Origin of the sequence: Streptomyces sp. NPDC048361, assembly GCF_040651795.1 — a bacterium.
Lineage (GTDB): Bacteria > Actinomycetota > Actinomycetes > Streptomycetales > Streptomycetaceae > Streptomyces.
This window is the reverse complement of the sequence record NZ_JBEZKW010000002.1, coordinates 68,402-86,987: the sequence shown is the minus strand read 5'-3', so window position 1 is coordinate 86,987 and position 18,586 is coordinate 68,402. Positions and strand designations below refer to the sequence as shown.

General features: G+C 69.4%; 17 protein-coding genes. 5 read left to right on the top strand and 12 right to left on the bottom strand.

What is annotated here, in order from left to right; translation table 11 throughout:
* Window positions 1-87: 87 nt before the first annotated feature.
* Window positions 88-1,203, bottom strand: coding sequence for an ROK family transcriptional regulator (locus AB0D31_RS01600; protein ID WP_362715456.1), 1,116 nt, complete (start codon window positions 1,201-1,203; stop codon window positions 88-90).
* A gap of 56 nt (window positions 1,204-1,259) precedes the next feature.
* Here AB0D31_RS01600 and AB0D31_RS01595 point away from each other — a divergent pair, with 56 nt between their 5' ends.
* Together AB0D31_RS01595 and AB0D31_RS01590 are read left to right on the top strand one after the other, a co-directional pair.
* Window positions 1,260-2,384: a Gfo/Idh/MocA family oxidoreductase gene (locus AB0D31_RS01595; RefSeq protein ID WP_362715453.1), complete on the top strand. Its 1,125-nt coding sequence runs from the start codon at window positions 1,260-1,262 to the stop codon at window positions 2,382-2,384.
* 197 nt (window positions 2,385-2,581) lie between these two features.
* A complete protein-coding gene (locus tag AB0D31_RS01590) occupies window positions 2,582-3,043 on the top strand; it encodes a heme-degrading domain-containing protein (protein ID WP_362715808.1) in 462 nt (153 codons plus the stop codon).
* Between the two features lie 20 nt (window positions 3,044-3,063).
* Here AB0D31_RS01590 and AB0D31_RS01585 read toward each other — a convergent pair whose 3' ends face one another.
* From AB0D31_RS01585 to AB0D31_RS01555, 7 genes are all read right to left on the bottom strand, one after another.
* Window positions 3,064-4,344, bottom strand: a complete 1,281-nt coding sequence (locus AB0D31_RS01585) for a choice-of-anchor A family protein (RefSeq protein ID WP_362715451.1) — start codon at window positions 4,342-4,344, stop codon at window positions 3,064-3,066.
* Window positions 4,345-4,737: 393 nt separating this feature from the next.
* On the bottom strand, window positions 4,738-5,595 hold the full coding sequence (locus tag AB0D31_RS01580; RefSeq protein WP_362715448.1) for a fumarylacetoacetate hydrolase family protein: 858 nt from the start codon (window positions 5,593-5,595) through the stop codon (window positions 4,738-4,740).
* Between the two features lie 209 nt (window positions 5,596-5,804).
* Entirely contained in the window at window positions 5,805-6,575 is a 771-nt protein-coding gene (locus AB0D31_RS01575) for a YidC/Oxa1 family membrane protein insertase (protein WP_362715445.1), read from the bottom strand.
* A 117-nt stretch (window positions 6,576-6,692) separates the two neighbouring features.
* A complete protein-coding gene (locus AB0D31_RS01570) occupies window positions 6,693-7,016 on the bottom strand; it encodes a DUF6412 domain-containing protein (RefSeq protein WP_362715442.1) in 324 nt (107 codons plus the stop codon).
* A gap of 516 nt (window positions 7,017-7,532) precedes the next feature.
* The gene (locus AB0D31_RS01565) at window positions 7,533-9,038 is read right to left on the bottom strand and encodes a sodium:solute symporter family protein (RefSeq protein WP_362715440.1); all 1,506 of its coding nucleotides are present in this window, start codon (window positions 9,036-9,038) and stop codon (window positions 7,533-7,535) included.
* On the bottom strand, window positions 9,035-9,271 hold the full coding sequence (locus AB0D31_RS01560) for a DUF3311 domain-containing protein (RefSeq protein ID WP_362715437.1): 237 nt from the start codon (window positions 9,269-9,271) through the stop codon (window positions 9,035-9,037). Before AB0D31_RS01560 ends, AB0D31_RS01565 begins: the two co-directional genes overlap by 4 nt.
* Before the next feature lie 9 nt (window positions 9,272-9,280).
* Entirely contained in the window at window positions 9,281-10,111 is an 831-nt protein-coding gene (locus tag AB0D31_RS01555) for a class E sortase (RefSeq protein ID WP_362715805.1), read from the bottom strand.
* Window positions 10,112-10,239: 128 nt separating this feature from the next.
* Between AB0D31_RS01555 and AB0D31_RS01550 the strand changes: the two genes are divergently transcribed.
* The 3 genes from AB0D31_RS01550 to AB0D31_RS01540 all read left to right on the top strand — a co-directional run bounded on the left by AB0D31_RS01550 (window position 10,240) and on the right by AB0D31_RS01540 (window position 12,912).
* The gene (locus AB0D31_RS01550; protein WP_362715435.1) at window positions 10,240-11,259 is read left to right on the top strand and encodes an SEC-C domain-containing protein; all 1,020 of its coding nucleotides are present in this window, start codon (window positions 10,240-10,242) and stop codon (window positions 11,257-11,259) included.
* Window positions 11,260-11,336: 77 nt separating this feature from the next.
* Complete coding sequence (locus AB0D31_RS01545) at window positions 11,337-12,308, top strand: NaeI family type II restriction endonuclease (protein WP_362715432.1); 972 nt, start codon at window positions 11,337-11,339, stop codon at window positions 12,306-12,308.
* Between the two features lie 145 nt (window positions 12,309-12,453).
* Entirely contained in the window at window positions 12,454-12,912 is a 459-nt protein-coding gene (locus AB0D31_RS01540) for a very short patch repair endonuclease (RefSeq protein ID WP_362715429.1), read from the top strand.
* A gap of 3 nt (window positions 12,913-12,915) precedes the next feature.
* Here AB0D31_RS01540 and dcm read toward each other — a convergent pair whose 3' ends face one another.
* The 4 genes from dcm to AB0D31_RS01520 form a co-directional block, all read right to left on the bottom strand.
* Window positions 12,916-13,971: a DNA (cytosine-5-)-methyltransferase gene (dcm, locus tag AB0D31_RS01535; RefSeq protein ID WP_362715426.1), complete on the bottom strand. Its 1,056-nt coding sequence runs from the start codon at window positions 13,969-13,971 to the stop codon at window positions 12,916-12,918.
* A 202-nt stretch (window positions 13,972-14,173) separates the two neighbouring features.
* Window positions 14,174-16,009 (bottom strand): DEAD/DEAH box helicase, encoded by a 1,836-nt coding sequence (locus AB0D31_RS01530; protein WP_362715423.1) that lies wholly within the window; start codon window positions 16,007-16,009, stop codon window positions 14,174-14,176.
* 6 nt (window positions 16,010-16,015) lie between these two features.
* Window positions 16,016-17,425, bottom strand: coding sequence for a transcriptional regulator (locus tag AB0D31_RS01525; RefSeq protein WP_362715421.1), 1,410 nt, complete (start codon window positions 17,423-17,425; stop codon window positions 16,016-16,018).
* A gap of 64 nt (window positions 17,426-17,489) precedes the next feature.
* Complete coding sequence (locus AB0D31_RS01520) at window positions 17,490-18,179, bottom strand: hypothetical protein (RefSeq protein ID WP_362715419.1); 690 nt, start codon at window positions 18,177-18,179, stop codon at window positions 17,490-17,492.
* Window positions 18,180-18,586 lie beyond the last annotated feature (407 nt).

Here is an 18,586-nt window from a genome sequence, read left to right as displayed (position 1 = left end):
CCGCCCCATCAGCCCAATATCCGTTCATAACCGTACGGCGGCGGCCCTGCCCGATGCGGCCCGCTCCCCCATCGGCCCGCGCCCCGGCTATGCCTGCGTGGTCCTGCCCACGGGATACGCCACGTTCGCTCGGCCGAAGACGGGGACGAGGACGAGCTGGGCCGCGCCCTCTGCCACGGCGTGCGGGCCGCCCGCCGCCGGGCGGACCGGGATCGCGGGGGCCCCGCCGCGCCGGGCCCGCTCGTCGACGACCGCGCCCACGCCCCGTACGAACGTGTCCTGATCGGCGGCGACCGTGCGGCCGCCGAGCAGGATCTCGTCGATGTCGAGCAGCCCGACGAGGTTGGCCGCCCCCACCCCGAGGAAGCGGGCGGCGGCCGCGATGTCGCCGCGGGCGACGGCCGTCAGGCAGAGCGCCTCGATGCAGCCGCGCCCGCCGCAGCCGCACGCCGGGCCGCCGAGCAGGATCGTCTGGTGGCCGAACTCGCCCGCGCCGGTACGGGCTCCGCGGTGCAGGGCGCCGCCGAGCACGAGCCCCGCGCCGAGCCCGCTGCCCAGGTGGAGGTAGGCGAAGGAGCCGGCTCCGGTGGTGTCGCGCAGGGCGAGACCGAGGGCGGCCGCGTTGGTGTCCTTGTCGAGGAAGACCTTCTGGCCGAGCCGTTCGGCGAGTGCGTCCCGCAGCGGGAAGCCGTTCCAGTGCGCGAACCCGGTGACGCGGTGCAGCACTCCGCTGCCGTGGTCGAGCGGGCCCGGCATGGCGACCCCGACGCCGAGCACGCGCCGTCCGCCGCTCAGCGCCTCGGCTTCGGCGGCCGCCGCCTCCACCACGCAGGAGGGCTCCGCCCCGAGGTCGAGCGGTACGGTCCTGGCGCCGACCAGGGTGCCCGCGAGGTCGACGACGACCGCGGTCAGCTCGTCACGGTCCAGGTGCAGCCCGATGGCGTGCGCCGCAGAGGGGACCAGCTTGAGCACGGTGCGCGGCTTGCCCCCGGTGGAGGCGCGGCGGCCCGCCTCGGTGGCCGTGCCCTCGTCCCGCAGCCGGCCGGTGATCTTGCTGACCGCCTGCGGGGTGAGCCCGGTGCGTTCGGCCAGCTCCAGCCTGCTGATGCCCGGCTCGCCCGCGGCCCGCAGCAGGTCGAGGACGAGCGCGGCATTGTGGTGGCGCAGCGCCGGCAGGTTCACACCCGTATTGCTCCTGTTCACCGACCCATTGTCCCTCTTGCTTGCACTTTGGCAACAGCGTTGCTTAAGTGGATTCCATGAAGGACCCCCTGAATCCCGTGGACGCCCTGGCCGCCCCGCACGCGCATCCGACCGCCGACCTCCGCGTGGGACTCGTGGGCTACGGCCTCGCGGGCTCCGTCTTCCACGCGCCGCTGATCGCCGCGACCGAGGGCCTGACCCTCGACACGGTCGTCACCTCGAACCCCGAGCGTCAGGCGCAGGCCCGCGCCGAGCACGGCGACGCGCTGCGCTTCGCGGGCTCCCCCGAGGAGCTGTATGACGCTGGGCTCGACCTGGTCGTGGTCGCCTCGCCGAACAAGACACACGTCCCGATCGCGACCGGCGCGCTCAAGGCGGGCCTCCCGGTCGTCGTCGACAAGCCGCTGGCCGGTACCGCCGCCGAGGCGCGCGAGCTCGCCGCCCTCGCCGAGGAGCGCGGCCTGCTGCTCTCGGTCTTCCAGAACCGCCGCTGGGACAACGACTTCCTGACTCTCCAACGACTGCTCGCAGAGGGCGAGTTGGGCGAGGTCCAGCGCTTCGAGTCGCGCTTCGAGCGGTGGCGGCCGCAGCCCAAGGGCGGCTGGCGCGAGTCCGGCGACCCGGCGGAGATCGGGGGCCTCCTGTACGACCTGGGCAGCCACGTCGTCGACCAGGCGCTCGTCCTGTTCGGCCCGGCGCTGCGTGTCTACGCCGAGGCCGACGTACGCCGCCCCGGCGCCCAGGCCGACGACGACACCTTCATCGCGATCACGCACGCGAGCGGCGTGCGCTCCCATCTGTACGTCAGCGCGACCACCGCTCAACTCGGCCCGCGCATGCGCGTGTTGGGCTCGTCGGCGGGTTACGTGAAGTACGGCCTCGACCCGCAGGAGGCGGCACTGCGCGAGGGCGGGCGCCCCGCGGCCGGCGAGCCGTGGGGCGAGGAGCCCGAGTCGCTGTGGGGCCGGATCGGCAGCGGTGATTCGCCGCTGACCGGCGGCGGCCGCCCGGTGCGTACGGCGCCGGGCGACTACCCGGCGTACTACGCGGCGATCGCGAAGGCCCTGCGCGAGGGCGGCGAGCCGCCGGTCACCGCGCACGAGGCCGCGGCCGCGCTCGATGTCCTGGAGGCGGCCCGCCGCTCGGCCCGCGAGGGCGTGACCGTGGAGATCGCGCTGTGAGGGCCCGGGACACGACGGCGCGCCCGGAGACGGCGGAGGGTGGCGCGGGCTCGGGTGCGAGTGCGGGCGCGAGTGCTGGCGCGGGTGGCGTGACCGGCGCGGGCTCTGGCGCAGGTGGCGTGAGCGTCGCGGGCGCCGCGGACTCCGGTGCGGGTGGTGAGGCCGGCGCGGGCGTCGCCGTACCCCCGGCCGGCGACGTGGCCGCCCTCGAAGCGGAACAACAGCGCCTGGTGCTCGGGCGGTTCACCTACGACGACGCGTGGGAGCTCGGCGTGCTGCTGCGTAAGCGCGCCGTCGAGCGCGGCGCGCCGGTCGTCATCGACGTACGGCACGGTGCCCGCACGGTGTTCCGGTGCGCGCTGCCCGGCTCCAACGGCGACAACGACGCCTGGATCGACCGCAAGCGCCGGGTGGCCGAACGCTATGCGGCGCCCTCCTTCCTGGTCGGCGCGCGGTTCAGGGCCAAGGGCACGACGTTCGAGGAGGCGTCCCGCCTCGACCCCGACTCCTTTGCCGCGCACGGGGGTTCGTACCCGGTGACGGTCGAAGGGGTCGGGGTCGTGGGGACGGCGACGGTGTCCGGGCTGCCGCAGGCGCAGGACCACGCCCTGGTGGCCGGGGCGCTCGGCGAACTCGCCGCCGCTCTCCGGCCACGCTGAGCGGGCGCAGACCCGGCCGGTTACCCGAGTCCCTTGGGCTTACGGGTCACCACGAAGGTGATGCCGCCGGCCGCGACGAGCACCACGGCGAGCCCGCCGACCAGGACCATCGTGTCGGAGGGCGCGCCGGTGTCGGGCAGTTCGCCGCCGCCGTCGCTCCCACCGCCGTCGGTGCCGGAGCCGCCGGAGTCGCTCCCGCCGGTGTTCCCGCCGGAGTCACTCCCGCCCGAGCTGCCGCCGGTGGTCATGCCCTCGGTGTCCGTGGGGCTCGGGGTGGGCGGCTCGGGGATGGGGGTGGGGGGTTCGGGCGTGGGCGGCTCGGGTGTCGGAGTGGGCGGCTCGGGTGTGGGGGGGTCCGGGGTGGGCGGTTCCGGGGTCGGGGTCGGCTCGTCGCCCCGGCAGCCGGGAAGGTCCCCGTTGAAGGGGTAGGCGTGGAACTCCTGTCCGCCCCCACCTCCCACCACGGAGGTGTGGACGAGCGAACCGACCGTGAAGAAGCGCCCGTTGATGCCGGGCAGGGTGACGGTGGTCGTGCTGTCGGAGTTGCCGACCAGGACGCTGCCGGAGAACTGCCCGCTGCCGCGCAGCCGGACGGTCTCGGCGTCGGGGAAGTTCCAGAGCAGCCGGTCACGGAGCGCGGCCGGGAGCATGCCCATGTACGTGTTGATGTCGCGCGCCTCGCCGGTGAGGTTGACCAGCACGGTGGCCCCGGCGGGAATCCCGGTGAACAGGAAGCCCTGGGCGCCGCCGCCCGAACCGGTGAGGTCGAAGTCGACGTTGAAGACCTGGATCGCGGACTTGCCGTCACCGGTGAACACGGTCTCGTTGCCGTTGTTCCTGGCCGTGCCGGTGGCGGTCCTGTGCTTGCCGTCGACGTAGGCGTAGCAGTGGCTGGCGGCGGCGAGGTTCGGCCTGAGCCGGGCGTAGGGGGCGGCCGCGTCGGGGTCGTGGACGGCCCTGGGCCGGACCGTGCCGCTGAGGGTGCCGCCGTGGCGTACGACACCGGAGACGGAGCCCTCCTCGGCGAGGAGGCGCTGGCCGGGGCCGACGGTGACGTCCTTGCCGGTGGTCAGGAAGTCGGTGCCGTTGTCCGGCGGCACGCGGGAGCCGACGCCTGCGACGCCCACGTTGTAGACCTGGGAGACGCCGGCGGCCTTGTGCTGGTCGAACCCGCCCAGCACGACGATCTTGCCCTCGGCCTCGGCGGCGGCCTGCCGCACGAGGAAGTCGCCGCCGACGAAGATGTTGATGTTGTTGTCGCGCCCGGCGAGCGACCCGTTGTTGGGGTTCGGGTAGGGCACGACCGGACAGTTGCTGCCTTTGCAGGGGCCGAGCCCGTCCGGCAACGGATCGGCGACCCCGAGGGTGGCCAGGCCCCCGACGACGACGGCCGCCCCCATGACCACGGCCGAGGCGGCGCCCGCCCTTCTCCGCCGCCCTGCCCCACGTGCCCCACGTGCCACACCTGGCTTATTTCGCATTTACGCAATATGCGAAATTTGCCGCAGGGTTGCCGCGAGACACGCACGGGGGCGCCCCATCCGGCGCAGGGCGCCGACGAAACAGCAACCACCTACAGGTAGCCGAACCCTCCGACCCCTCAGACCCCTCCGACCCCGCCGAACGGGCGGGCGGGTGGGAGAGGGCAAGGGCCGCAGGCCCAAGCTCCCCCCACCCGAACCCCGCTGGAAGCGCTACGCGTCCTTGAGCAGCTGCCGCTGCCGCCCCAGCCCCTCGACCTCCAGCTCCACGACGTCCCCCGCCCGCAGATACGGCTTGGGCTCCGGCTGCCCCATGGCCACGCCCGCGGGCGTACCCGTGTTGATGACGTCACCCGGGTACAGCGTCATGAACTGGCTGACGTACCGCACGACCTCCGCGACGGAGAAGATCTGCTGCGCGGTGGAGCCGTCCTGCTTGAGCTCCCCGTTGACCCAGAGCTTCAGCGAGAGCGCCTGCGGGTCGGGCACCTCGTCCCGGGTGACCAGCCACGGCCCGAGCGGGTTGAACGTCTCGCAGTTCTTGCCCTTGTCCCACGTGCCGCCGCGCTCGATCTGGAACTCCCGCTCGGACACGTCGTGCGACACCGCGTACCCGGCGACGTACGCCAGCGGGTCCTCGTCGTCGCTCACGTACCGCGCGGTGCGCCCGATGACGATGGCGAGCTCGACCTCCCAGTCGGTCTTGACCGACTTGCGCGGTACGAGCACCGTGTCCTCGGGTCCGACCACCGTGTCCGCCGCCTTGAAGAAGACGACCGGCTCGGCGGGGGTGGCCGCGCCCGTCTCCTCGGCGTGGTCGTGGTAGTTCAGCCCGATGCACACGACCTTGCCGATCCGTGCGACGGGCGGCCCGATGCGGGCGCCGGCATCGGCGAGGGCGGGCAGCACGCCGGTGTCGGCCGCGGCCCGTATCCGGTCCAGGGCGAACTCGTCGGCGAGCAGCTCGCCGTCGATGTCCGTCACAAGGCCGGACAGGTCCCGCAGGGTCCCGTCGGCGTCGAGCAGCGCCGGACGCTCTTGGCCGGCATCGCCTACGCGCAGCAGCTTCATGGTCAGTCTCCCTTGGTCGAGCGGGGCCCGGCCGATGGGTAGCGGCCATCGGAGGATCGTCCGATCCTCCAAGGAAGACGTCCACTCCGCAAGACCCCGTTCACAAACTGGACCGTAACCGGGCCCCGGGGTGCTATGCGCCGAGCTCCGGGGTCCTACGCGTCGGGCCCCGGGGTGCTATGCGTCGGGCTCCAGGTGCCCCCGACGCGCTACGCCGCCGTCGCCAGCGCGGCAGGCGTCGCGGGCACCATGTCCTTGTAGAGGAAGGCCCGCTCGACGGCGGACCACGTCGTACTGGTCACGAGGTAGAGCGCGGCGGCGAGCGGCACCACGCCGACGGAGATCAGCGTGCCGAAGGAGAGCAGCGGCATGAACTTGCTCATCGCCGCCATCCCCGGCACCGCGTCCTGGCCGCCCGGCGCCACGACGGGCGTGGCCGCCATCTGCCGCTTCATCCGCCGGTAGTTGAAGGTGGCCACGGCCGCGACGACCGCGAACAGCACGACGTACACGAGCCCCCGCGCACCGAACACCCCGCCATGCGCGAGCGCGGCCGTCCAGTTCCCGCCGAGCGGCGCCTGGAAGAGGGCGTGGTCGAGCAGACCGTTCGCCTTCCCGCCGATGCTGGTGCTGGAGAACAGGTGGTAGAGCAGGAAGAAGGCGGGCATCTGGAGCAGGCCGGGCAGGCAGCCGGAGAGCGGCGACACCTTCTCGGCGGCGTGCAGCTCCATGACCGCCTTCTGGAGCGCCTTGCTGTCCTTGCCGTGTTTCTCGCGCAGCGCGGTCATCTGCGGCCGCAGCCTGGCCTGCGCTTTCTGGCCCCGGGCCGCCTGCCGCGACAGAGGGTGCACGGCCAGCCGTACGAGAGCGGTGAAGAGCACGATCGCGGCAGCCGTCGACGCACCGTGGAAGGCCGGTTCGAGCAGGGCGGCGAGGTGTTCGGTGAGGCTCGCGAAAGCGCTGAAAAGGGAGCTGAACATGAGGAGGCCCTCCGGGGCGTCTCGTCAGGGAGGAACACGTGAGCGCACGCGTGTGACGTGCGGTTCTGCGTGAGGTGACGAGCCGGCGGGGCGGTGGTACGAGGGGGTACGGGTGCCCTACGCGGCCGTCGGGACGAGACGGCCGGGTGCTCGGGGCCGGGGCCGCCCGGAGGCGTCGGGATCGCGCTGCGGGAGGAAGGCGGTACGGCGTTCCCGGTCGCGGATCGCGGTACGCACCCGGGTGCGCGCCACATGCGGCACCGCGCGCGAGGCGAGGGTGGCGCAGACGGCGAGCGCGGACCCCGCGGCGGCGGTCGCGGCGAGCGCGACGGCGGCGGAGAGCATGCCGCCCTCGACGAGGACGACCTGGGCAAGCAGGAAGAGGAAGAGCCCGAGCAGGGGACGGGCAACCCGCGCACCACGTGCGATGACGCCGCTCATGCCGCTGCCCTCCCTCGGTCACCGTCCGGTCCGCTCCGCGGGTTCCCGCGCGCACCGATACCTTCAGCCGTTATACACGACGCCTCGGCGGGGGTGTCCGGTGGTGCGAGAAAGACCACGGCCGGACGGGACCCGGGGCGGCCTGGCGGCGGACCGGCGTGGACCGGTGGCGCGGCCGGGACCGGCGACGGACCGGCGCGGACCGGCGGCGCGGCCGGGACCGGACACGGACCGGCGCGGACCGGCGGCGCGGCCGGGACCGGACACGGACCGGCGTGGACCGGTGGCGCGGCCGGGACCGGCGACGGACCGGCGACGGACCGGTGGCGCGGCCGGGACCGGCGACGGACCGGCGACGGACCGGCGTGGACCGGCGGCGCGGCCGGGACCGGACACGGTGATCGTGGTGTCGGCGGCCCGGGCGGTGGCGGCCGCGGGCCTCACGATGCTGCTGCCCTCACACCCGTAACACCTCGTCGTGCAGGGCCTTGGGCACCCGCTCCGACGAGGCCGCGCTCACACGCGTAGCACCTCGGGGTCCTCCTCATGAATGGGATCACGGGCCAGCACATCGTCCGGTACGGGCGCACCCTTCGGCCCGAGGAGTGAAACGGGAAGCGCCACAAGGAGGTTGAGCCCGAGCGCGACGATTCCGGCGTTCACCCCCCACACCGGGTCATGGTCGGTGAACACGAACCCGCAGACCGTCCCGACCCCCACCGCGAGCCCCGCGAGCCCACCCACCAGCGTCAACTTCCGCCATACCAGCCCCAGAAGCAGCAGGGGCAGAAGCTGCGCCATCCCTTCGTAGGAGATGAGCGAGAGCCGGACGAGTGTGTTGGGCACGGTGTACGTCATGAGTAGCGCGAGCGCGCCCGCGACGACCACCACGATCTGCGACGCGCCCTTCTGCCGCTCCCGCAACCGCGGCACGAGCGAGAGCACACTGCGCCCCCACATCGTGCCGATGACCAGCATGAACACGGCCATCGGCACGATGGACGACAGCGCCGCCGCCACCCCGATCAGCCCGACGGTCCAGGCGGGCAGCGAGTCGACGACCAGCTTGAAGAGCGCGAGGTTGGAGTCGGCGCCGACCAGGCCCGGCACGACGAAGATCGCCGCCATGCCGAGCAGCATCGGCACGAAGAGCAGCACGTTGTAGGCGGGCAGCAGCATGGCGTTGCGCCGCAGAGCGTCCGCGCTGCGCGCGCCGAGGTAGCCGGCCACCGTGGTCGGGAAGATGACGACCGTAAGGGAGTTGAGTACGGATGTGGTGGCGAACCACGCCTCTCCGAAGGCGCCGCCGTGGCCGGGCAGCGTGAGCCAGTCGCTCTTCTCGCTCACGATCCGGTGGAAGAAGTCCCCGTACCCGGCGAAGTAGTGCAGCGGCACATAGATCGCGAGGAAGGCGAGGGTGGCGATGACGAGGACGTCCTTGAGCACCGACACCCAGGCGCTGCCGCGCAGTCCGCTGACGACCACGAACCCTGTGGTGACCGCGAAGGCGATGAAATAGGCCCAGTTGAGCGAGATCGCACCGTAGGAGATGGTCGAGACGACCACGCCCATGCCGGTGATCTGCAACTGGATGTAGGGGAGCAGGAAGACGGTGGCGAGCAGCGCGACCAGGGCGCCCACCCAGGGCCGCCCGTAGCGATGGGCCACCATGTCGGTGATGCCCACCAGGCCGTGCTTCTTCGCGTACGCCCACAACGTGGGCCCGACCACATACCCGACGGCGTAGCCGCACGACATGTAGGCGACCACGTACAGCACGGGGGCGCCGTAGTTGTATCCCCAGCCCGCGGCACCCAGATAGCTGAAACTGGTGTAGCTCTCGCCCGCCATCAGCACCCAGATGAACACGGTACCCAGGCTCCGCCCGCCGACGGACCACTCGGCGAGCCCACCGCCTCCGCCGCCCCGCCCGCCCCGGCCGTGTACGGCGTAGAGACCGAGGGCTACGGCGCCCACCATGAAGACACCGAAGATGGTGGTGGCGACGGCCGCGCTGCTCATCGCCCGCCTCCCGCCACGTGACCGTGCCGCTCGCCGCGCCGGCCGCTCCGTCTGTCGCCGCGCCAGGTCAGCCAGATGGCGAGCGGCGTGACGAGCGTCGCGATCAGTAGCCAGAAGAAGAGGAACGGCACCCCGAACACCACGGGCCGCACCTTGTTCACGAAGGGCAGCGCCCCCAGGTACAGCAGATAGGGCACCCCCAGCCAGAGCACATGAGATCGACGACGGCGCATACCCGAACGCTAGCGCGGCCTGCTCGCCCGCAACTTGCCCCACACGACCAGCCGGTAGGTGGACGTGAACTCGGGCGTGCAGGTGGTGAGCGTGATGTAGTGCCCGGGCTCGCTGTACCCGTACGAGGGCTTGACATCGCTCCGGGGAACGGCCGCTATGGTCCCGCTGTCGCGCGCCGAGGTCTGGGGCAGCACGGAATCGACGACGTACGTATAGACGGTGTCCCGCGTCTCGACCACCACCTCGTCGCCCGCCCGCAACTTGTTGATGTAGCGGAACGGCTCCCCGTGGGTGTTGCGGTGCCCGGCGAGCGCGAAATTGCCGGCCTGCCCGGGCTGCGCGCTCTGCACGTAGTGCCCGACGTACCCCTTGTCGAGGACTCCGGCCTTGCTGATGCCCTGCGCGATGGGCGCGGCGACCGCGATCCGGGGGATCCGGATGACGGCGTACGCCTGATCCCCGCGCAGCACACCCGTACCGCTGCCGCTACCGCTACCGCCGGCGCCCGCCTTGGCGCCGCCCGCCGGGGCGCCCCCCGAAGAACCGGGAGCGACACCACCCCCCTCCCCCACCGCCACCTGCTCATCGCCGCCGGCGCCCCCACCTGCGCTCCCCGGGTCCGCGCTCCCTGCAGCTCCTCCCGGGGTGTCCCAGGTCTCCTCCAGGGAATGGACGGTGTGCCCGGCCTCGGCGCGGGCCTCCCGGTTGGTCCACCACAGCTGGTGCACGACGAGCAGCAGGACGACGAGCCCGCAGGTCACGGCGAGCTCGGCCCCGGCCCACAGGCCCCGGGCCGCCCAGGCCCGCCGTCCGCGCCCGCCCCGCACCACCACCGGCATCCGTCTGCGCACGGGCGCAGGGTAGGCGCCGCACCCGCAACTCACCAGGCCCGCAACGTGACGGAGTCGACTCCCCAGGGTCAAAAGCGCCCTCCGCCACGCCCCCGTACAGCAGTACGGTGTCCCTCATGCGCCCTGACACGCCTGCCGATCACACTGCCGAAGCCGAGCGTCTGCTGCGCACCGCCGCGCAGTACCCGGAGGACCACGAGCCCCTGCTCCTTCAGGCCGCGGCCCATCTGGAACTCGCCGGCGACCGCCCCAGGGCCACCACGCTCTACGACCGCCTGTTGTCCTCGGCCACGAAAATGGACCACCCCCACCTGGTGAAGGCGTTCAAGGCGGCGAACCTGTGGGAGTACGGCCACGAGCCGGAGGCACGCGCGATCATCGACGGCATCCGCGCGGCGGCCCCGCTCGACCCGGCGGCGTGGGGCGTCGTCGCCGAGACGCTGGAGTCCCACGACGAGCTCGACCTGGCCCACGCCTCCCTGACCACGGCGCTGACGCTCCTCGGCGTGGCCGAGGCGACCATCGACCAGGCGGCCCTCCCGTACAGCACCGGGTCGCTCCTCACCACACGCCACCGGGTACGCCGTCTGCTGGCGCTGCCGCACGACACGTGGGACACCCTCGCCGACGAGCTGCACACCGCGCCGATCCCCCTGGACGAACTCCACGACCCCAAGCGCCTGTGGTCCCTCGGCTCGAACGACCCGGCCGAACTCCGGGCCGAACTGGCCCGCCTGCGTGCCGAGTTGGGCACCTACCGGCTGGCACTGTCCCGCCCGTTCCCGGTCGCGGTCCTGCACTGGCCGGAGCCGGAACTGGACGAACTCCTCACGGCGTACCCCGAGCTCCAGTCCGAATACCCCACGCACACCGCCCACTTGCTGGACATCGAGGCGTCCCTGCGCGAACTGGCCGCGGCCGGCACCCCCAACCTCGGCATCGTGACGGCGACCGTCCCCTCCTACGAGGCCTTCGCCGCCTCGGAGTCCTCCTCCCCCGCCAACGCCGACCTCCTCCCCCAATACGCCACCACCCTCGCCGCCCGAGGCCGAGCCACCTCCTGGCCCCCGGGCCGCGGCGCGGACTGCTGGTGCGGCTCAGGCGTCAACTACGGGGACTGCCACGGGGCGGCTTGATCTTTTCGCGGCTTCCCTTGGGTTCCACGGGCCGTTGCCCCATCTGCCAGCATCAAAGAAAGAACGAGGTCCGTCCGTTGCTTCCGCTCGATCTCGCCGCGGCGGTGAACATCCAGTCACAGGTCCTTTTACAAGAGGACCCCGAACTCGCCGCCGTCTACTCCCGTCTGCGCCAACTCGATCCCACCGGCCAACGCTTCGCCGCGGTACTGCGCGACACGATCGACCAGCTCCTCAACGGCGAAGCCACTGGCCGGTACGACTGGAAATCTCTGTACAAGACCGAGAAGACACACGCCGGAACTGTCGTCGAGATCAACCTCCAACGGGAGTTCAAGTTCAGCGACGGTATCGATATGGATTACGAGATCGCTGGAGCTGATGTCGACTGCAAGTACTCGCAGCTCTTCGGAGGTTGGATGATCCCGCCCGAGGCGATGGGACACCTGTGTCTGCTCGTCTGGGCAGATGACTACAAGAGTGAATGGAGCGCCGGGCTCCTGCGGATAAAGCCCGAGTGGCTCAACAAAGGGAACAACCGTGATGCGAAGCTGACGGTCAAGGCCGAGCACCGGAAGAAAATCCTCTGGCTCTGGCACGGCTGCGCACTGCCAGAGAACGTCCTTCTCCATATGAGTGAGAGCGACCGCGAAGCCATTTTCGCCCGCCCCTCGGGCCAGGCCCGCCTCAATGAGTTGTTCCGGAGGGCCCAGCAGCGGCGCATCGGGCGCAGTGTGGTGCGTACTGTCGCCCAGCAGAAGGACTACATGAAGCGCGTGAGGGGCAACGGCGGGTCCCGAACGGCTCTGCGGGAGGAGGGGATCCTCATCATGGGTGACTACGACAGCCACCGGCAGGTCGCGGCGCAACTGGGTGTTCCCGTACCGGCCGAGGGTGAGTTTGTCAGCGTCCGGGTAGCGGAAGCATGCTCTGGCCAACCCTCCAGTCCCGGCGTGGTCCTCGGCGGGCGACGCTGGGTTGTGGCCAGCGCCACGGACGCTCCGCAGACAGCCCCGCCCCTTCCCACCCATACCAAGCAAGCGAGGTGACCGGCTCGAGGCGTCCCGGCTGCGGCCTCTGTCACCAGAAAGCTCACAGGGGGCTGCACGGCCGGTGTCATGATGAACCCACGTCGACCACCCAGTGATCTCCGCCCGCAGGGCGACGAATCAGCTAGAGCGAGCCGTGCCGAACATGACAGACGACTGGAGCCCCCCGCCCGGATCCTGGGCATCCTCTGCCGCGAGGCGCCGGAACATGCAGGCGATCCGGAGCCGGGACACCAAACCCGAGCAGCTCGTCCGCCGGCTTGTGCACGCCCAGGGGCTTCGCTACCGCGTTTCAGCGAAGCCGGTACCGGAGCTTCGCCGTACTGCCGACATGGTCTTCCGTCCCGCAAAGGTGGCAGTATTCATTGATGGCTGTTACTGGCACGGCTGCCCGGAACACTACGTACCGCCGAAGACGAACCATGGCTACTGGTCGCAGAAAGTCGTCGGAAACGTGAACCGTGACCGCGACACTGATCAGAAGCTGCGCTCTGCAGGCTGGACAGTGCTCCGGTTTTGGGAACACGAGCCGCCCGAAGAATGTGCGCTCCGGATCGCGGCCACGGTTAGACGGCTGCGGCCTCCGTCCCAGCAGGTCCCCTGAGCGTCAGCCATTCTGCTCCCGGGAAGCCGCCTCGAACGCCGCATAGATCTGCTCGCCTACAGCCCTGGCCACGGGGGGCGGAAAGGCATTTCCCACCTGCCGGTACGCAGCAGTCTTACGCCCGGCGAAGGCCCATTCGGTGGGGAATCCCTGGATGATGGCGGCTTGTTGTACGGTCAGTTTGGGGCCAGCCTTCGCGAAAAGGTCACGTTCCTTGTCCTTGAGCTTCTTAGGGTCGTCGGCAACGCCGAGCCCGCATACGCCGAGGTCAGACCAGGCCCGCTTAGCCCTCGTCGGACCGAGGTCGGCGCCCCCGTGCTTCTTCGAGCCACCGACTAGCGTCGGAGCCACTCCCTTGAGTGCATTCTCGTACCAGTCCTTGAACGCCTGGTCAGCGCGGGGGTCATCGGCTACCGCATCGAAGCGCTCACGCATCGTTTCTTCGAGAGCCTCCCCCACCTTGACCTCGGGCACAGGCGCAGGCTTGTGATGCTCGAGGTACTTTGCGTACTCGGGCTTCATCGCAACGAGGATGGCCCTCGGACGCAGCTGGGGGACGCCGTACCTCTTCGCCTCCAGCACCTCCCAGTAGCACTTCTCGTAACCCAGCGACTCGAGCCGCTTGACGATGTCGGCGCGGTAGGCAGTGAACTTCGGATCTACGAGACCCCGGACGTTCTCAATCATCACGGCCTTGGGCTCGAGCTGATCGACGAGATCCAGCATCGTGGGGAAGAGATCACGCTCATCGTCCGCACCGAGCTGCTTGCCCGCGGCGGAAAACGGAGGACACGGCACTCCGCCCGCAAGCAAGTCCAGTTCGCCGGGCTGAAGCCCCAGATCCTGAGAGTCGAACTCCCTGAGGTCGGCCTGGATAACCCTGCACCCCGACCACTCGGCGTCGGCGCCTGTGTTGTCTCTCAGCGTCTGGCACGCATCCTTGTCGATCTCAATCAGTGCCACGTGCTTGAAGCCAGCCTGGTGGAGACCGACTGCCTGCCCGCCCGCCCCCGCACAGATCTCTACAGATGAGTACTTGAGCTCATTCGTGCGGATCATGTCCCCTCACTTTCCGGTCGACAACGGTGGCAGCTTTAAGCAATCCACCAACACAGAGGGTGACAGACCCCACTGACAACGAGACGGAACTAGTCTGCCGCACGCCACGGCCCTCTCAGAACACCCCTGTACGCCGGGCTCCTCTCGCAGAACGCTCCCCTGAGGTACGAGCGGAAGGATGTGGCTGCGTGACAAGCAGGCCTCACCTGGCGCTGAGGGCCTTCATGTGCCCCAGGAGGGCCTGGATATCAAGGGCGTCCATGCCTCCAGCCACCGAGGGTTCTTCCTCAAGGTCAGCAAGCCGGTGTACAGCGGGGTCGTCCAGAATGCGCCCCATGAACGTGACCTTTTCCTCCAGGCGCTTCGCAACGACCTCATCGACCGTGCCGACCGCCGCAAGGACCGTGACACGGGTCTCTGTCTCCGGGGCGAGGCCAAGACGGTGGATACGGTCCAGGCTCTGCAGGAAACGTCCCGCCATGAAATCCCGGTCCACGTAGACAGCATCGTGGCAGACCTGATGGAGACTGATGCCCTCTCCCAGGGTGGCCGGGTTGGAGAGCAGCACCAAACAGTCGGGATCTTCGCGGAATCTCGTGATCTGCTCGTCCCTGTCCTGGGTCCCGCCATGGACGACAGCTGGTTTGTACTCCGCGAACATCCTCTCCATCGTGGTCAGGCTCCGCACGAAGGTCGTCCACACCAGAGTTTTACGTCCAAGCGCGGCGTTGGCTGCCACCAGGCTGAGGGCTTCCGCGTACTTGGGTGAGAGTTCGTAACTCGGCAGATCCCGCAACAGCGCGTACAGAGAGTCACCCTGCGGTACCTCCAGGGGTGGCACCTGGTACGTGAGGGGCTCGTACCGGCTCGTTCCCTTGCTGAGCAGGGCCGGGCTCGTGGCCGCCATCAGAAGGCGAAGCAGTGCTTTTCCCAGCGCGTCGAAGTCATCCCGCGACGCTTCCGCCCTGGCCGTGAACCGGCCAACCAGCGCGTCATAGATCTCGCGGTGCAGCGGTGGCAAATCCACATACCGAATCTTCGTCACCACAGGCGGCAGCCCCAGCTCCCGTTTGGTCGTCCGGGTGAACAGCGGGCGGAGCACTTTGCTGGCATGGCTCAGGTCGCCGCCGTCCACAGCACTGGTGACCACACGCCGACCGTGACCTGGCCAGACGAAGGACAGCAGATTTTCCAGATCACGGGCGCCGTTGGGAGCAGGCGTGCCGGTCAGTATGAGGCGCTTGCGAGCCAGCGGACCCAGAGCCATACAGGCGCTGCCGTACGTTCCTTGTACCCCGAGTTTCATCCTGTGCGCTTCATCCAAGATGATCATGGACGGGGCGGCTCGCAGCCAGGACGCGAGCGTGGCCAACGACCGGTCTAGGCGTTCGTAGTTGACGACGAGCACTTCCGTACCGAGCTGGGGCCGCTTGCCCATCACCTCGCTGGCCAACGGCGTGCTGAGGCACTCTGCCGTTTCGAAGCGCCATGCTTCATAAGCTGACTTCGGGCTCACGACCAAGAGCCGGCTGACCTCGCCACGTTCCCGCATTGCGGCGTAGACAGCGAGCGCGACCCGGGTCTTCCCCGCACCCGGCACGCTGAAGTTCGCCCCATGCCGCATGGAGAGGAGATAGGCGATATCGCGCCGCTGGAACGATGTCAGTTCTGCTCGCCACCCTGAGCCGAGCAGACCCGCGACCTCGTCGGCGGAGAACGCAGTCCGGCTGTCGGGGCCACGGTCATGTAGGGACTGTTCGGCGCTGGCAGCGTCATCGAGCACCCCTCCCACCAGCTCGGCGAGAGCGTCCTCCCACTCGACGTCCTCGGGAGAAGGCCACGCTCCCAGAGCGTCGAGCCCCACCAAGAAGTCATCAAGGGCGATTTCCACGCCCAGGAGTTCGCGCTGGCTCGTGGCGGGGAACCGGGCAGCGAGCTGGGCCAGGTCTCCCTGATGGTGAGGCGCGGCCCGGAGGGCTGCCTTGGTCCGGGTCACGTCGAACCCAATGCGCAGTGAAGGTCCGCCCCCGCTGGCCATCAGCCCTCATTCCTTCTGGCGTGCCGCATCAAGCAGCCACGCAACACCTTCACCAGGCTCGGAAATGGTACGAGCGCACTGGGCTGCGAGCTTGCCGAGGGTGTCCCGCAGCTTGACCACCGCCTCGTCGAGCGCCTCCTCATCGAGACTGCGGGACGCACGGGACATCACCAGGTCGGTGATGCACTGCTCGAGATCTTGGCATGCGTCATGGATCCGATCGGGAGCGGCTTGCTTACGCTTGCGGACTCGGGCGTCTTTGCCCGCCGGCTCCAAGGCGCTCTCAACTGCCTCGCGCGCTGCCCGGAACGTGCTGGTCGCAGCAACCACCCGATCAGCGGCGACTGTCTCTGCGGCCCCTTCGACTGCCTTCGCCCTCAGGACGGAGTCCGTCAGCGCTCTCGCGGCCCCCACCTTGGGGTCTGCTGCGCGTACCGTCCGGCCCAGGCCTGGAATCGTCACCGCGGACGCAGCGGCTACGGGGTTCAACTCCGCCGGAAGACGCTTATCGAGGTACCTCGCCCTGAAGTCGGGCTCGATGAGACGGACATCCGTCTTCGAGAAGCCAAGAAGAATGGCGGCAAGACGACTCTCCTTCAGGAGGTCTGCGTTCTCCCTGCTGACCGCCGATTCCTTGACGTAGCGCCGGTGGAGTTCCCGCAGCTTCTCTTGATGGTCTTCGAAATCGAGAAGCCGCAGCACCGCGTCACCGTCCCGGCTCCGCTCAATCAGGTCGCGCAGACAGGTCAGGATCCACAGGTCCTGCTCGCAGGTCGCCGTCCGGATCCGGAAGTCACGGGCGATGTCCGCCGGCTGCCTCCCGATGCTGAACTGCTCATCGATGGCAAGGAGCCTGTTGACGTACGAATACTCGCGCCGGTGGTCTCTGCGCAGCTGCAGGGAAAGCTCAACCGCGTCGACATCGTCCCAGGTGCAGGAGTCAGGCAGCACGCCCACCCGGATGTGAGCAACGCCCAGCTCGGACAGTGCAGCCCGGCGTGTGTTGCCGTTGACCAGCACTCCGTCGCGGGTGATGAGCCCAGGATCGTTCTGCTTGAAGTCGTGAAGGCTGTCCTTCAGGACCTGGTAGTCCGGATCCTCCTTCGAGGGGTCAGCCGGCAGTGCCTTAAGGAGGTAGTGAAGGTACTCCTGGCTGGCCGTGCTCCAGGGGTCCAGGTCCAGCTGCCGGTCGCGAGCGGAGTCGTAGCTCCGCTGCGCGCGGATGCGGTGTGTCCCCGGGTTGTAGTAAAGCGAAGCCACCGGCATGTTGATGACTTCCACATGCAGGGGCAGCCCCCGCCACTCAACCGTCAGCGTCTCCTGGGTGCCGGCCGCGGTGCCTGCTTCGGCGAGGCGTTGCAGGACCAGTTCCTGGTTCTCTTTCGCTCGCGGCGGCCTTCCGAAATCCTTGCTCATGTCTCACTTTCGGCTCAAAAGGAGGATGGGGGGCGGCGGGCGCCGCGGTCCAGACCGGTCCCATTCAGTCAGTGTCGGCAGAGTCCAGCACCTGACGGATCCTGATCCGGGACTCTTCAGGCAGGGCTCGGTACTCCGCCCACAGCCGCTCCACTGTGCTGAACGGACGTCGGTCATCAGCGATCCAGCCGGCGAGAACCCGGCGCTCCAGCCGACCTAGTTGACGTACCTGCGCCAGCACATCAGCTGGCTCAGCGGTGAGCTGACGGCCGCCGACACGGCAACGATTGCACTCCGTCACCAGCTCCACCGAGACCGCGCCATCAGATTGCCTGACCTGCCGGCGGGCAATGTCGAGCTGAGCACTCTCGAACGTGCCGGCATAAGTCTGGCCACCGGAGATCCCGCAGGACCTGCAGAAGTTGCCGTCCCGGCTCATGATTTCGCGGCGTTGTGTCGCGGTGACGGAGACCGTGGACTTGGCACGCCCCTTTCCAGGCTCCCAGACCGGCTCTCCCTGCCGGACAAAACGCTGCTCGTGGGGCTCTAGCGTAATATCGTCTCGATTTGTATCGATTTGCCAGCCATGGTCGCGCAAGTCCCGCATGCGCCGGTCGATCTGGGAGACCCCCGGAAAGGCCTGCCTCAGCTCATCCTTCGTGAAGGTACTGCCTTCACCCACGACACTTACCAACCAGAGACCGGCCCGCTTCATAGTGCCGAGATTCTCGTCCGTCCACGACGGCAACACCATGACAGTCACCTTCCGAAAGCAATGCTGGCCGCAACGCGCAGGCACCCCGAACATCAGGGTCACTCCATTTATCCCCACCCAGCGGGGCGCGGGCAACTTTTTACCGGCGGGCCGCGTTCACGGATTTATGAACATAGAAGTATTGACTCTGCAGGGTGGAGGCGGTATCGGAAACCCATCCCGGGGCTCGGGAAGTACCTCGCGAATTAGCACACATCGGCACACTTCACCCTTACCGCGAACTCCGCGGCGGCATTCCATCAGCCGACCGGCGGCCTCCCGGAGCCCCAGATGCTCGCTACCGCCACCCAGGAGGCGGGGCGCCCTGCCCACGATCCGCCGAACAAGTCCGCCCTGTGCCTGAACTGGAGCTCTGCGGTGAATGCGCGCCGCACAGGAGGACCGGC